General features: G+C 55.7%; 12 protein-coding genes and 1 pseudogene. 11 read left to right on the forward strand and 2 right to left on the reverse strand.

The genetic code is table 11. From position 1 onward, the window contains the following. Positions 1–67: 67 nt before the first annotated feature. The 8 genes and pseudogenes from xylB to PSH65_RS17000 all read left to right on the forward strand — a co-directional run bounded on the left by xylB (position 68) and on the right by PSH65_RS17000 (position 10,762). Positions 68–1,564, forward strand: coding sequence for a xylulokinase (gene xylB, locus PSH65_RS16965; RefSeq protein WP_305421401.1), 1,497 nt, complete (start codon positions 68–70; stop codon positions 1,562–1,564). 13 nt (positions 1,565–1,577) lie between these two features. Continuing rightward, positions 1,578–2,516, forward strand: a complete 939-nt coding sequence (locus tag PSH65_RS16970; RefSeq protein ID WP_305421402.1) for a carbohydrate kinase — start codon at positions 1,578–1,580, stop codon at positions 2,514–2,516. A 620-nt stretch (positions 2,517–3,136) separates the two neighbouring features. After that, positions 3,137–3,868 (forward strand): hypothetical protein, encoded by a 732-nt coding sequence (locus PSH65_RS16975; RefSeq protein WP_305421403.1) that lies wholly within the window; start codon positions 3,137–3,139, stop codon positions 3,866–3,868. A 226-nt stretch (positions 3,869–4,094) separates the two neighbouring features. Continuing rightward, positions 4,095–6,168, forward strand: a pseudogene (locus PSH65_RS16980) (type VI secretion system tip protein VgrG). Beyond that, positions 6,165–7,016: a DUF4123 domain-containing protein gene (locus tag PSH65_RS16985; protein ID WP_305421404.1), complete on the forward strand. Its 852-nt coding sequence runs from the start codon at positions 6,165–6,167 to the stop codon at positions 7,014–7,016. The pseudogene PSH65_RS16980 and the gene PSH65_RS16985 overlap by 4 nt, the downstream one beginning before the upstream one ends. After that, positions 7,009–7,815 carry a hypothetical protein gene (locus tag PSH65_RS16990; protein WP_305421405.1) on the forward strand — a complete coding sequence of 269 codons (807 nt, stop codon included), beginning with the start codon at positions 7,009–7,011 and terminating at the stop codon, positions 7,813–7,815. The genes PSH65_RS16985 and PSH65_RS16990 overlap by 8 nt, the downstream gene beginning before the upstream one ends. 10 nt (positions 7,816–7,825) lie before the next feature. Beyond that, positions 7,826–8,620: a hypothetical protein gene (locus tag PSH65_RS16995; RefSeq protein ID WP_305421406.1), complete on the forward strand. Its 795-nt coding sequence runs from the start codon at positions 7,826–7,828 to the stop codon at positions 8,618–8,620. A gap of 12 nt (positions 8,621–8,632) precedes the next feature. Next, positions 8,633–10,762 carry a lipase family protein gene (locus PSH65_RS17000; protein WP_305421407.1) on the forward strand — a complete coding sequence of 710 codons (2,130 nt, stop codon included), beginning with the start codon at positions 8,633–8,635 and terminating at the stop codon, positions 10,760–10,762. Between the two features lie 66 nt (positions 10,763–10,828). On the opposite strand, the gene PSH65_RS17005 is transcribed toward PSH65_RS17000, so the two are convergent. After that, positions 10,829–11,125 carry a hypothetical protein gene (locus tag PSH65_RS17005; RefSeq protein WP_305421408.1) on the reverse strand — a complete coding sequence of 99 codons (297 nt, stop codon included), beginning with the start codon at positions 11,123–11,125 and terminating at the stop codon, positions 10,829–10,831. A gap of 504 nt (positions 11,126–11,629) precedes the next feature. Here PSH65_RS17005 and PSH65_RS17010 point away from each other — a divergent pair. Then, entirely contained in the window at positions 11,630–11,899 is a 270-nt protein-coding gene (locus PSH65_RS17010) for a DUF2790 domain-containing protein (RefSeq protein ID WP_305421409.1), read from the forward strand. 90 nt (positions 11,900–11,989) lie between these two features. Further along, positions 11,990–12,388: a hypothetical protein gene (locus PSH65_RS17015; protein ID WP_305421410.1), complete on the forward strand. Its 399-nt coding sequence runs from the start codon at positions 11,990–11,992 to the stop codon at positions 12,386–12,388. On the opposite strand, the gene PSH65_RS17020 is transcribed toward PSH65_RS17015, so the two are convergent. Continuing rightward, positions 12,385–12,657, reverse strand: a complete 273-nt coding sequence (locus PSH65_RS17020) for a DUF1652 domain-containing protein (protein ID WP_305421411.1) — start codon at positions 12,655–12,657, stop codon at positions 12,385–12,387. The two genes, PSH65_RS17015 and PSH65_RS17020, sit on opposite strands and share 4 nt — an antisense overlap. Before the next feature lie 387 nt (positions 12,658–13,044). Here PSH65_RS17020 and eco point away from each other — a divergent pair, with 387 nt between their 5' ends. Continuing rightward, entirely contained in the window at positions 13,045–13,527 is a 483-nt protein-coding gene (gene eco / locus PSH65_RS17025) for a serine protease inhibitor ecotin (protein ID WP_305421412.1), read from the forward strand. Positions 13,528–13,545: the final 18 nt, after the last annotated feature.

Raw genomic sequence — 13,545 nt, forward strand, 5'->3', positions numbered from 1 at the left:
GCTGACTGACAAACAACATAAATGTTGAATAGGCATTGATATCGACCTGACGATCCAAGGACCTTCCATGGCAAACCAACAATTATTCCTCGGCATCGACTGCGGCACCCAAGGCACGAAAGCCGTCATCCTCGACGCGCACAGCGGACAGGTCCTCGGTCAGGGCGCCGCTGCCCACAGCCTCATCAGCGGCGCCAATGGTCGTCGCGAGCAAGACACTGCCCAATGGCTGGAAGCCTTTACCCTGGCCACCCAGCGCGCGCTGCTCGCAGCGGATGTGGAGGGTCAGGCGATCCTCGGCATCGGTGTTTCCGGCCAGCAGCATGGCCTGGTGCTGCTCGACGATCGCGGCCAGGTGCTGCGCCCGGCCAAGCTCTGGTGCGACACCGAGTCCACAGCGGAGAACGACCGCTTGCTCACCCATCTGGGCGGCGATGAAGGCTCACTGGAACGCCTCGGCGTGGTCATTGCACCGGGCTACACCGTGTCAAAACTGCTTTGGACCAAAGAACAGCACCCGGAAGTATTCGCCCGAATCGCCCGCATTTTGCTGCCCCATGACTACCTCAACTACTGGCTCACCGGCCGCAGTTGCAGCGAGTATGGCGATGCCTCGGGCACCGGCTATTTCAATGTGCGCACCCGCCAGTGGGACTTGCAACTGCTGCGCGACATCGACCCCACCGGACGTCTGCAAGCCGCGCTCCCGGAGTTGATCGATGCCCACCAACCGGTCGGTACGATCCTGCCGAGTATCGCCGAACATCTGGGCATCAACCCGCAGGCCCTGGTCTCCAGCGGCGGCGGTGACAACATGATGGGCGCGATCGGCACCGCCAATATACAGCCCGGCGCGATCACCATGAGCCTCGGCTCCTCGGGAACGGTCTACGCCTATGCCGAGCAAGCGAACGTCAGCCCGGATGCCTCGGTCGCGACGTTCTGCTCCTCCAGCGGCGGCTGGCTGCCGCTGATCTGCACGATGAACCTGACCAACGCGACCGGCGCGATTCGCGAGTTGTTCGAACTGGATATCGAGGCGTTCAACGCCTTGGTCGAGCAAGCGCCGATTGGTGCCGACGGCGTGTGCATGCTGCCGTTCTTCAATGGCGAACGCGTCCCCGCCCTGCCCCATGCCAGCGGCAGCCTGCTGGGGCTGACCATGACCAACCTGACCCGGGCCAACCTGTGCCGCGCCGTGGTGGAAGGCACCACCTTCGGTTTGCGTTACGGGCTGGACCTGCTGCGCCAGAATGGCTTACAAAGCCGCAGCATCTGCCTGATCGGCGGCGGCTCGAAGAGCCCGGTGTGGCGACAGATCGTCGCAGACATCATGAATACGCCAGTGATTTGTACCGAACAAAGCGAGGCCGCAGCCCTCGGCGCAGCGATTCAGGCGGCGTGGTGTACGTCCTGGGCAAACGGTCACGAAGACAGCTTGGCGGACTTGTGTGAGCGTTGCGTAAAGCTCGATCTGGCCAGTGAAACCTTACCGAATGCAGAAAATGTGGTGGCCTGTCAGCAGGCCTACGAACGCTATCAACAGCATGTCGCAACCCTTTAAAGAGCGAGCAATTATGTATCTGGTGTGTGGCGAAGCGCTGTTCGATTTCTTCAGCGAAGACGATGCCAGCGGTGTGGCATCCAAAGTGAATTTCAAGGCAATTGCCGGCGGCTCACCGTTCAACGTGGCCGTAGGTTTACGCCGCTTGGGCGTGGATGCCGCGCTGTTTGGCGGGCTGTCGACCGACTACCTGGGCCGACGTTTGCAGCAAGTGCTGCAGGACGAAGGTGTGCGCTCGGACTACCTCGTGGACTTTGCCGCGCCGACCACCCTGGCGATGGTCGCGGTCGGTGCCAATGGTTCACCCCATTACAGCTTTCGTGGCGAAGGCTGCGCTGATCGGCAATTGAGCCTGGCGCATCTGCCGCAACTGGGGCCAGAAGTGCGCGGTTTGCACGTCGGCTCGTTTTCGCTGGTGGTGCAACCGATTGCCGATACCTTGCTGGCGCTGGTGCAACGGGAAAGCGGCAAGCGCCTGATCAGCCTCGACCCGAACGTACGCCTGAATCCCGAACCGAACATCGAGTTGTGGCGCTCGCGGATTGCCACGCTGGTGGAGCTGGCCGACCTGATCAAGGTCAGCGACGAAGACTTGAGCTTGCTGTACCCCGAGCAGGATCCTCAGCGCGTGATCGAAGGCTGGCTGGAGCATCGCTGTCAGTTGGTGTTCCTGACCCGTGGCGGCGAAGGCGCAACGGTGTTCAGCCGTGCCCACGGCTCGTGGTCGGTGCCGGCCTGTTCGGTGAAGATTGCCGACACGGTGGGGGCTGGCGATACCTTCCAGGCGGCGTTGATTACCTGGTTGACCGAGCAGCAGCTGGATTCGGTCGACGGTTTGCAACAGCTGAGCAAGGAGCAGATCGATACCATGCTCAGGTTCGCCGTTAGCGCCGCCGCCCTGACCTGCAGCAAGACCGGGCCGGATTTGCCGTATCGGCGGCAGTTGGGCTGACATCGGCGCCCCCCCATGCCGCCTCTACTATGGCAGGTCCTGATTTCAGGGCCTGCCGGTGGACCTGAACAATAGACAGTCTTCTGAACCGCTCAACGTATTTTTGACAAGGGGCGATCGCAATAGCTTTGCCTTCTTGATGCTTACAAGAACGCACTGACGCATAACTTTCTTCATCGGCGCTACATCTCTTCGCCTCTTATATTTTTTAGATATATTTTTATTTCGATTTAAAGTTGCAATAGTCCGACCAAAAGACAAGCGGCTATTGACAGCTTAATACTCTCACCCCAACAAGAATAGTTATAGCAATTCACGCTTTCAACTAGTTCAAAACAAAATAACCACACAACACCAGTGACATATTAATTCTGTAAGCTTTTAACCTCCCCACCTGTAAGACAGCACTGGATCAGTCCTCATACAACAACCCCATCCTATTGAATTAAATCAATAAACCAGACTACCGCTGAAAATGATGTTGGTTTAATTAAAAATAACCAGCCAGTTACTTGACCACTACATGCCTTCAACTAATATCTTTTCCACGCACAGCGCAGGTAAGGATTATTGCTGTGCGTTCATCCTTATACCCCCACAACAGGAAAAGGAACTCCAACATGGAAAGTGTCGCTATCTCAGCTGCCCAAATTAACTGGAACGGCGGACAACGCATTACGCTCACCGCAGGAGATACAGCCACCTGTACCGCGCTTAGCCCCGGCCAGCTTTATGGCATCTTTATCTACAACTCCGCTCAGAATGACAACAACTCGACTGTCTCCGTGAACTGGAGCAACAGCCAGCCGCCCGTACCGATCACGGTGCCTGGCACCACGGCGAATGCAGGCCTGGCATCGTTGGGTTTTGTCTCGGGCACCGATACTCAAACCGTTTCGGTTTCACTGCCCAGCAATGCCGGTAAGTCACAGGTGGAAATCTGGTTGGGAAGTGTCAGCATGCCGACCAATACATCGGGGCTGACCAATTATCCGCTGCCGGCCGATGGTGAGCAGCACCCGTTCAACAAGTACACCCGTTACTATGCGGTCCCCCCCTCGAAATGGATGAACCTGACGATCACCAGCACCATTACACAGTTCCTCTCCTGCCAGTTCCGTGAGGCACAAGCGACCGTGTTCGTCGTTAATGAGACTTCGAACGGCCTCCTTGCCAATCAGGTTACCAACATTGGGCCTACTGCCAGTGCGTCTGGGAACGTCAAGATCGTTTACTCGCAGATCCAGAGCATCACCAATAATCTGCAAGGCGACGGTACGCAATGGGTGTGGATGGATGCTGACAGTCAGCAAGACTCTCAGAGCGCGACCATTTCCTTGCAATCGCTTTGAATTTCTTGGCTGAGTAATACGGAAGGCCCCACCCAGTGGGGCCTTCCTTTATTTGGCGTGACGGCCAATCGCTTCAAAAAATGCCAGTATTCATTGCGCAAAAGCTCGGCTATAGGGGAAAGCCCGATAGCCGTCAGGCCCCGGACCTACGGCATTTCAACCTTGAACATGGCACTTTAATGCTGCACCATCCGCCCCTGCTTTTTCAAAGGACGGAACTCAAGGCATGCTGGACGCAAACGCAATCCATATTTCCCTCACGCTCGAAGGCATTTCCGTCGACCTGCAGGTCCTCAGCTTCGTCGGTCGCGAAGCCCTCAACCAGCCGTTCTGTTTCGACATCGAACTGGTCAGCGCCCGCCCCGACCTGAAACTCGAAGAGCTGCTGCACAAGCCCGGTTGCCTGACCTTCGGCGCCACTGGCCAAGGCAAAATCCATGGCCTGGTCTACCGCATCGAGCAAGGCGATTCCGGCAAGAGCCTGACCCGTTACAGCATCAGCCTGGTGCCGCAACTCGCCTACCTGCGGCACAACCACGACCAGCAGATTTTCCAGCATTTAACTGTGCCAAAGATCATCGCCCAGGTGCTCGAAGCCCGGGGCATTCTGGCCGACGCCTACAGCTTCCAGCTCGGCGCGATCTACCCCGAGCGCGTGTACTGCGTGCAGTACGACGAATCCGACCTGCACTTCATCCAGCGCCTGTGCGAAGAGGAAGGCATTCACTTCCACTTCCAGCACAGTGCCAGCGGCCACAAACTGGTGTTCGGCGATGACCAGACGGTGTTCCGCAAACTCGCGCCAGTGAGCTACCAGCAAGACTCCGGCATGGCCGCCAAAAAACCGGTGATCAAGCGCTTCAACCTGCGCCCTGGAAACCCGCACCACCCGCGTCAGCCGCCGCGACTACGACTTCGAAAAACCACGATTGCTGCCCGAAGGCGCGGCTAAAAGCGAATTCGCCCCGGACCTCGAAGACTACGACTACCCCGGCCGCTTCACCGACCGCGCGCGCGGCAAGCAACTGGCGACCCGTGCCCTGGAACGCCATCGCAGCGACTACCAACTCGCCGAAGGCAAAGGCGACGAACCGACCCTGGTCACTGGCCACTTCATGGCCCTCAGCGAACACCCGCGCGCCGAGTGGAACGACCTCTGGCTGCTGCTGGAAATCGTCCACGAAGGCAAACAGCCGCAAGTGCTCGGCGAGAACATCACCAGCGACGTCACCCATAACAAGGACGACTTCCACCAGGGCTACCGCAACCGCTTCCTCGCCACGCCGTGGGACGCGCACTTCCGCCCTGCCCTGGAGCACCCGAAACCCAAAGTGCTGGGCAGCCAGACCGCCATCGTCACTGGCCCGCCGGGCGAAGAAATCCACTGCGACGAATACGGCCGCGTCAAAGTGCAATTCCATTGGGACCGCGACGGCCAGGGCAACGACACCAGCAGCTGCTGGCTGCGCGTCGCCACCGGCTGGGCCGGCAACGCCTACGGCGGCATCGCCATTCCGCGAGTCGGCATGGAAGTGCTCGTCACCTTCCTCGAAGGCGACCCCGACCAACCACTGATTACCGGCTGCCTGTACCACAAGGAAAACGTCGTCCCCTACGACCTGCCAGCGAACAAAACCCGCAGCACCTTCAAGACCCTCAGCTCACCGGGCGGCAAGGGCTACAACGAGTTTCGCATCGAAGATAAGAAAGGCGCGGAACAGATCTACCTGCACGCCCAGCGCGACTGGGATGAAAACATCGAGCACGACCAGAAAATTCGCGTCGGCAATGAAAGGCATGACACCGTTGAAGCGAATGCTTTTAGTGAGTTCAAGGTGGAAGAGCACCGGGTTACCCACCTGGACCGCAAGACCGAGGCGCGGGCGGATGATCACCTCACCGTCGGTGTGACCCAGCATGTGAAGGTCGGGACGGCGCAGTTTGTCGAGGCGGGTCAGGAGATTCACTACCACGCTGGGGAGAAGGTGGTGGTTGAGGGTGGCATGGAGCTGACGGCCAAGGCTGGTGGGAGCTTTGTGAAGATTGATGCGGGTGGGGTGACGATTAGCGGGGCTGAGGTGAAGGTTAATTCCGGAGGTGCTCCCGGCGCAGGTACAGGAATTCAGATTCTCGACCCGGTAATCCCGTGGGCCGCCGCCAAAGACAAGGCCGGCGCCCTGCTCGTCCCGGCCGCCGTGCAAATGGCCATGGCCAAGGCTGCCCGTGCGGCCGGCGACATCCGCTGCCCGATTTGCGAAGCCTGCCGTGAAGGCAAATGTGATTTGGGGGCAACAGCATGAGCGACGCACTGAACAACTGGCTCGGCGAACAAGCCCGGCTCAATCGCGTCCTGATCCTGGCCCTCGACAGCCTCGCCGAACCGAACCCCGTCACCTCGCTCTACAGCGCAGGCCTGATGCAGCGCTCGGTGCAACTCTATCGACGCACCCAATACGTTGAGTTCGCCGCCATCAGCCCTTGGCTGACCGAACTGCACAACCCCGGCGCCGATGCCTTCCGCAAACTGCTCGACGACCCACAACGCAACTGGGGCTGGATCGGCAGCATGGACAAGGCCGACCTCGATGGCCTGACCCAACACTGGCAGGCCCGAATGGTGATTGAGGAAGATGGTGAGCGTTCATTGTTCCGTTTTCAGGACAACCGCGTGATTGCTCGCTGCCTTGCCAACCTGAGCGAGACCGAACGCCCCTTGCTGCTAGGCCCGATCAGCAGCGTGCTGTATTGGGATGAAGAGCAGTGGAAAAGCGCGGACAACGCCAGACCCGGTCTGTACCCGGTGCCAAACCCCGCGCCGTGGTTGCGAATTCCAAACTCGCCGGAGCGTACGCGCAGCATCTTGCGCGAAAACCTGAAACGCTGGTTGCTGGTGTACCACGTCGAAGCCGCCGCCAAACTCTCCGAAACCCGCAACGTGCGCGAATGGCTGGAAGAACAGATGGACCTGCTTGAGGCCTGGCAATGGAACACGCCGGAACAACGCGAGTTCATGCTCAGCCTCAGACTTGATCCTCAATGCGCGGACGATGTGGCTTGGCAACCGTTGCCGGGTGAAACGCCGGAGCAACACTTTGCGCGGTGTCAGCGGGTGTTTGATGCGCAGTTAGGTGAGTCAGAGCGTGGGTGAGATTGAGGCGTCTGGCGCAACCTTTTTGGGGCGTTTTTTTTGGTTGTTCGCTGTTGCGGGTGTTATGGCAGCTTCTGGTTGTTCGGTTAGATCTGCTGACAGCTTTACGCTGGTGACCGAATTGCCGCCGGGGTTCAGCATTAAAGGTGAGGCGTCTTATGTGCCTAGGACGGGAGAGATTTGTACGGTCCCTCCTGGCAAAGGCAGGAACTATCCGAGCAAAAAGTTTTTTGAGCAAGACCTGAGTAACGAAGCGCAGACGGCACATTTCGAAGTCCCACTGATAAGCAATGAAGGAGGCTGCCCTTTAGTACTTAAAAGTTTCGGATATGAGGTCGACGCGAAGTACGGAGCTGCACGGCTCGATTTAGGTAGGGATTACACGGGTATTGCCTTTCAGGATGGAACGGCAGACAGTCAAAATTATCCTTCACCCACAGCATTACGCAAACAGTGTGAATGGTTGTTTCGCACGGCTGGGCCTGATCGTTACATCGTTAAAATTCTGAAATGCAAATCGGTGGCTACTCCCGAACAAGCAAGCGGTTCAGTTGCAAAAGGTCCACTGCAACGTACTCAATTCGCCGGAAAGACGTTAAAAATAGTATTTTCAATTGCAAAGGAAGAAACCCCATATATGGGGGATACGTGGGTTAAGTTCCCTGAAGGCTGGAAGCGGTGTATGGGAAAGAGCCTCGAAGACCCTTATGCGTTTTGTCGCGGTAACACTACCGACTTCAAGCCCTTTAAAATGCCGGATGGACGTGATTGCACCGTCTACCCAAACTGCACCGAATAAGGACAATAAAATGTTTTCTCGAGACTTTTTCACTGGACTTGTTCGAGCTGCTGCCATCGGGTTAGGGGTACTCGGGGCTACAGGATGCTCAGTCGCGCAACAGGATAGCTTCACGCTGGTAACTGAACTGCCACCCGGATTCAGCATTAAAGGCGAAGCGTCTTATGTGCCTAGAATGGGAGAGACTTGTACGATCCCGCCTCGCAATGGGAGAAACTACCCTGGCAAAAAATTTTTTGAGCAAGAACTTAATAACGAAGCGCAGACGGCACATTTCGAAGTCCCACTGACAAGTAACGAAGGAGGCTGCCCTTTGGTACTTAAAAGTTTCGGATATGAGGTCGACGCAAAGTACGGAGCTGCCCGCCTCAATTTAGGTAGGGATTACGCGGGGATTTCGTTTCAGGATGGAGTTGCAGACAGTCTCAATCCTCCTTCACCCACGACACTACAGAAACAGTGCGAATGGTTGTTTCGTACAGTAGGACCCAATCGTTACATAGCTAAAATTTTGAAATGTAAATCTGTGGCAACACCTGAACAGGAAAGTGGCGCAGTTGCAAAAGGTCCGCTGCAACGTGCTCAATTGGTAGGGAAGACGGTTAAAGTAGTCTTCGCTATTTCAAGCGAAGAAAGGCCGGCCGTAGGTGATAATTGGGTGAAGTTCCCGTCTGGCTGGAAGCGTTGCATGGGTGACAGCCTTGAGGACCCTTATGCGTTCTGCGGAGACAATAAAACTGACTTTAAACCCTTCAAAATGCCAGATGGACGTGACTGCACCGTCTATCCGGCTTGCAACGAATAAGGAAATTCACACATGCCAGCAAAGAAACCAGTACAACCGCTACTGACTGATACTAAACAAGCCTGCCCGCTCAGAGGCACTTGGGTTAGTTTTCAACTAGTGGATGAGTCAGGGGATGGTAAACCCTATGCCGGCTTAGCCTACAAACTTGTTGATAGTACCGAGCAGTCTCATGAAGGGATTTTAGATTCTGAAGGTTTCGCCAAGGTTTGCGACAATTACGAAGGCCCCGTCATTCTCACAGTGGATAGCACCTACAAAGGAGACGACAAGTTCTATAAATCTCTAATGACACGGCCGAGCTACCCTCTAAAAATCACCGAATTACAGGTGCGAGCCGAAACAACCCGTTTCATCCGCAAGGATGGTCTACGGGTTGAAAATAATCCTGCAAAAGCGAAAGCCGACCATTTTTTTCACATCGAAGTTAAACACTTAGTTCAAAAACACACCCATCTTCCTCCTGAATCAAAAAGCAAATACCCACCGAATCATAATCTTCTAAATTTAATGGGCGACCTTGGATTCGGCCAAGAAAAAATGGACCTATGGGGAGTTGTCTTACTTCCGAACAAGCACACTGCTCTTGAAATTCGCCCGTTACGCTCTTATCGCCCTATGCTTTCAAAAGACAATAAATTCAGCGCCTTGAATTTGTATCAGCTTTCTTTGTTTGCCAGTCTTAGCTACTGCGACTTTGGTCAAGAACCGGCCGAACAGCCAACCGACACTGTCAAATTACCTCTCGATCCGAGCGTCGGATACTTGTTTGGAAATGGACTGGCTAGTTTCAAAGAAATCTGGAAAATCAATTCAGCCCAGACGATCCCTTACTACCCGCTTTATGAAGATGTGCCCTACTCGAAGCGTTTCGAAGTCCTGCCGTTTGATCCGACGCTCTACGAAAAAAACAAACCTGAATTAGGCGAAGAGCAGGAATGGCCTGCAAAATGGCATTTCTTTGATGATGGCCAAGTAAAAGGTGGTAGTAATACTCAGGCTTTCATAACCCACCATGACGAAGTCATTCTGATTTCCGTCCGTGGAACGAAAGAACTCGTGGACTTTGTGCGAGACACCGATGCAGAGCAAGTTCCATTTGAAGAGGGTGTAGGTAAAACGCACCAAGGCTTCTACAAGGCCTATAAGGCGATGAGTAAATTTGTTCAGGTTTACCTCGACCAGTTCCACACGGGGCAAAAAATCATTATTTGCGGGCATAGCCTGGGCGGGGCAATCGCGACATTGCTCGCAGAAGCGTTACGACGTAGTCCAAATGCGTACGACATATTGCTTTACACCTACGGCTCCCCAAGAGCCGGCGACGCCGACTTCGTCAACGGCGCCGCAGAACTGGCCCATCACCGAATGGTCAACAATAACGACCCGATCCCAAGTGTTCCCGCGCCATGGATGAACACTCGTAAACGTATCTGGGTGCCCGGTGTAATCATCAGTTTTGTCACCGCCCCGTTAGGCGCTCTGATTTTCGCTGTAGGCCTGTCGCGAACCGGCGGCGCGCCATACGAGCACCACGGCAATTTGCACCACTTCATGCCCGTCCACTTTAAAGGACGTGAGCAATCCGCCGTTCTCTGGGATCCAGGTTGCGATTCCATCGAAGAGGCCGCCTGTACCAAAGCATTGAAGAAGTTTGGAGACTTACCCGACCGTGCCGCTTTTGTGCAGCAACTGTTCCACATGAGTGATCACTACATGGTGCCCTCGTACATTCCGTACGCCTGGGCAACATTGCGCCGCTGGCAGCAAACCCAGGAAAGCGGAACCACGGTGGTGACCAAGACTGAGTACGATCAGGTCTACTACCAATTGCAAGAGATGCAGGACCGTTTGAAGGCAAAGGAAGTTGAACTGAACAACGCCTTCCAATACGACCGTCAGGCAAACCAGCGAGAAGCGAGTTTACTGAGAGCGGAAATAGGTCGGTTGAATACAGCCCGGCAACGGCTGCACGCCTTGAGCTTCCTTAAACTGACGCCCGAAGACATTTACGGCTCTGCCGCCCAGGCGCCGGAACATAAAATCAACGTCGATCGCTGGATGGCGAAAAAAGAAAACACTGTCGAGGTTCAGCTCGCAATGATTCCTCAAGCGAGTGGCAGTGAACTGAGGACGGCTTAGTTTTCAGTGCGTCCCGCAAACAAGCCAGCCTTCATAAGAGACTGGCTTGTTTGTCATGCTGTGGCGTCAGACCGGCGCTTTCCAGCCCATCATCCGCTGCTGCGCGACCTGCAGCAGGTCGTAACCATCCTGCGTCAGCAGATAAAGCGCATGGGTAATGTGCGGAATGTCCTGAACATCGCCGTGCTTGAAGCATTGGCAGTGGAGTGTTTCAAGTAACTGGCTGGAGGCTCGGATGCGCTGCAACGCGGCTTCGAGAATATCTTGGGGATTGGCTTCTGTGTCGATCACCAAAGGATTTGAGTCGGTGACACTGCTTTTGATTGAACGGTAGCGTTCGGGGAACGGATTTATCGTTGGCATAGTAATTACTCAAGTATTAATTAGTAATCGCCAGCACCGTGACCAAACGATGGGAGGCGGCTGCGTACAGGCTTGGTCAACCGCTAACACTCAAAACGGCTCGCCCGAAAGCGTCCTGCACACAGCCACCATTACAACGCACTACGAGACGTAGAAGTCCGCAGAGCGAATGATGGCACATATATGTGCAGTGTTAGTCAGGTGACCAAACCTGTTCGCTGATTTTGCAGCGAAGCCAAACAATAACCGCTGGCAGCCGGCCGGCGAAAGGCGACAAAGCGCCCTAACTTGTAGGAACGGGCCGAAGCTCCCGCAGCTTTTTTACCTAAATGAAACCTCTGACAGAAAACGCCTCACGACAAACGGCATTCACGCAGTTAACCATCGCTTAACTCCACGGTCCAAACTTTAATGGACCGCACGCCCTCAGCTACCTCTGACGCCCAGTGCGGCAGGTTCGACGTTCTTCAGTCGAACTGACTTCCTCTGCACTGGAGACCCATCATGAACATGCGAACACTACTGATGACCACCGCCCTCGCCTGCACCGCGCTCGCAGGTTTCGCTCAGGCCAACGATACGTCGTCCTCCCAGGCCGTGCCCTACCACTACGGCATGCCGCTGCATGTGGGCAAGGTCATTTCCATGATCGAACCGTCGACATTGGACTGCAAGGTGGTCACCGCTGAGATGAAGTACATCGATAGCGCCTCGGGCAAGCCTGCGGCAATCACCTACCTAAAACTTTCTGACGCGTGCAGTTATCAGAACTGACAGAAGATTCTGATTCGGTGCTTGGCAGTAGGCCAGTGAGGGTTCTGACGCTATGCTTTGGCGTCTCCCTCACTGCCGAACGGATTTGCCATGCAGTTCTCATTTCGCACTCTGTCGACGTTCACCGCCGCGCTTTGTTTTCTGCTGGCACTGGTCTGGGGTTTGATGCCGCAAGGGTTGTTGGCAATCTGGAGTATCGAGTATTCGTCAGCGGCGGGCTTTATCGCCAGGCGCAGTGCGGTGCTGTTCGGCGCATTGGGGGTGATGTTTTATTTCGTGCGGCAGGCACCGCCCTCGGCGGCGCGAAGCGCGATGTGCAGCGGCTTTATGGTGGGGTGTTTCGGTTTGGCAGCACTGGGCTTCGGCGAATGGCTCAATGGTCATGCCGGGCCGGGTATTTTGCTGGCGATCCTGGTGGAATTGGCGCTGGGCCTGGGGTTTATCCAGACCCGGCGCGTGTCGGTCGAACTGGGTGAAACGGCCGGTTAATGGGCTTTCGACTTAGCGCTGAACAACTGGCCATGGCTGTTGTGCTCAAGGTCGGTGCGTAACTCGGCGATCAGATTATTGATCTCCCGACACCCGTTGAGGCGATGGGCGTCTATACCGGTGACGCACAGGTCGAGATGGTCAGTCTCGTTGTCCGAATACACTTTGACGGTCATCGACAGGTCCGGCGACAGCGTGCATTGGCAGCGCTTCGGCGAGAGAAAACTGCTTTCAACGATATTGCGTAGTTCCAAGGCAGAAAGAAACATGGCCACCCTCTCGGTATTGTGAGATTGCCAATCAAGAATCAATGTCGGTCGGAGCTCAGATCACCCGTTCTTTTCTTCCTGGCGGGCTTCATCGTTCCAACGTCCGACCGTTTTTTTGTTTCAGCGCCGACTCAACGAGACCGTGGTCAACTCAAGACAGCTTCAGCATAAAACATGCCCAGAATTTCGCCCTGCGACTCGTCGGCAAATCAAGGGTTGGGCGGGGGTGGCAATAAAGCGAGTCGTGCAATATGCAAGAAAGGACTGTTTCAAGCCCTGCATTTTGCAAACACCCCGATGGCGGGTTTGCATTGGGCGAGGACGGCAGTAAGAATGCGGCCCATCCAATTAGTATCCGCTGACCCCACACACACGCAAGGAGGCATCATGGGTGCTTTGCCGCTTAACACGACCGCCGGGCTGATAGTTGCCATTCTGTCGTCCGTAACCCACGCCGCAACCCTCGAAGATGTCGCTCCATACCCCAAGCCGGAGAACGGTTTTACCCGCCAGGTCATTCATCTCACCCCGCAAAAACAAGAAGACGGCTATCAGGTCGAAATCCTGGCCGGCAAGACCCTGACCGTCGACTGCAACCGTCAGCGCCTGGGCGGCATGCTTGAGGAAAAGAACCTTGAGGGCTGGGGCTACCCGTTTTACCGACTGGAAAAAGTCACCGGCCCGATGAGCACGATGATGGCCTGCCCGGATGGCAAGAGCAAAAAGGACTTCGTGCCGGTGGTCGGTGACGGTTTCAGGCTGCGTTACAACAGCAAGTTGCCGATCGTGCTCTACGTGCCCAAGGACGTCGAAGTGCGCTACCGGATCTGGTCGGCGTCGAGCCATGTCGAGAAAGCCGTTCAGGAGTAAACGGCCTGTCCCTCACGC

Source organism: Pseudomonas sp. FP603 (genome assembly GCF_030687415.1).
Lineage (GTDB): Bacteria > Pseudomonadota > Gammaproteobacteria > Pseudomonadales > Pseudomonadaceae > Aquipseudomonas > Aquipseudomonas wuhanensis.

Bases quoted from the DNA above. Each gene is read 5' to 3' on its own strand.
- xylB (WP_305421401.1), top strand. From the start codon at position 68: ATGGCAAACCAACAATTATTCCTCGGCATCGACTGCGGCACCCAAGGC.
- PSH65_RS16970 (WP_305421402.1), top strand. From the start codon at position 1,578: ATGTATCTGGTGTGTGGCGAAGCGCTGTTCGATTTCTTCAGCGAAGAC.
- PSH65_RS16975 (WP_305421403.1), top strand. From the start codon at position 3,137: ATGGAAAGTGTCGCTATCTCAGCTGCCCAAATTAACTGGAACGGCGGA.
- PSH65_RS16985 (WP_305421404.1), top strand. From the start codon at position 6,165: ATGAGCGACGCACTGAACAACTGGCTCGGCGAACAAGCCCGGCTCAAT.
- PSH65_RS16995 (WP_305421406.1), top strand. From the start codon at position 7,826: ATGTTTTCTCGAGACTTTTTCACTGGACTTGTTCGAGCTGCTGCCATC.
- PSH65_RS17000 (WP_305421407.1), top strand. From the start codon at position 8,633: ATGCCAGCAAAGAAACCAGTACAACCGCTACTGACTGATACTAAACAA.
- PSH65_RS17005 (WP_305421408.1), bottom strand. From the start codon at position 11,125: ATGCCAACGATAAATCCGTTCCCCGAACGCTACCGTTCAATCAAAAGC.
- PSH65_RS17010 (WP_305421409.1), top strand. From the start codon at position 11,630: ATGAACATGCGAACACTACTGATGACCACCGCCCTCGCCTGCACCGCG.
- PSH65_RS17015 (WP_305421410.1), top strand. From the start codon at position 11,990: ATGCAGTTCTCATTTCGCACTCTGTCGACGTTCACCGCCGCGCTTTGT.
- PSH65_RS17020 (WP_305421411.1), bottom strand. From the start codon at position 12,657: ATGTTTCTTTCTGCCTTGGAACTACGCAATATCGTTGAAAGCAGTTTT.
- eco (WP_305421412.1), top strand. From the start codon at position 13,045: ATGGGTGCTTTGCCGCTTAACACGACCGCCGGGCTGATAGTTGCCATT.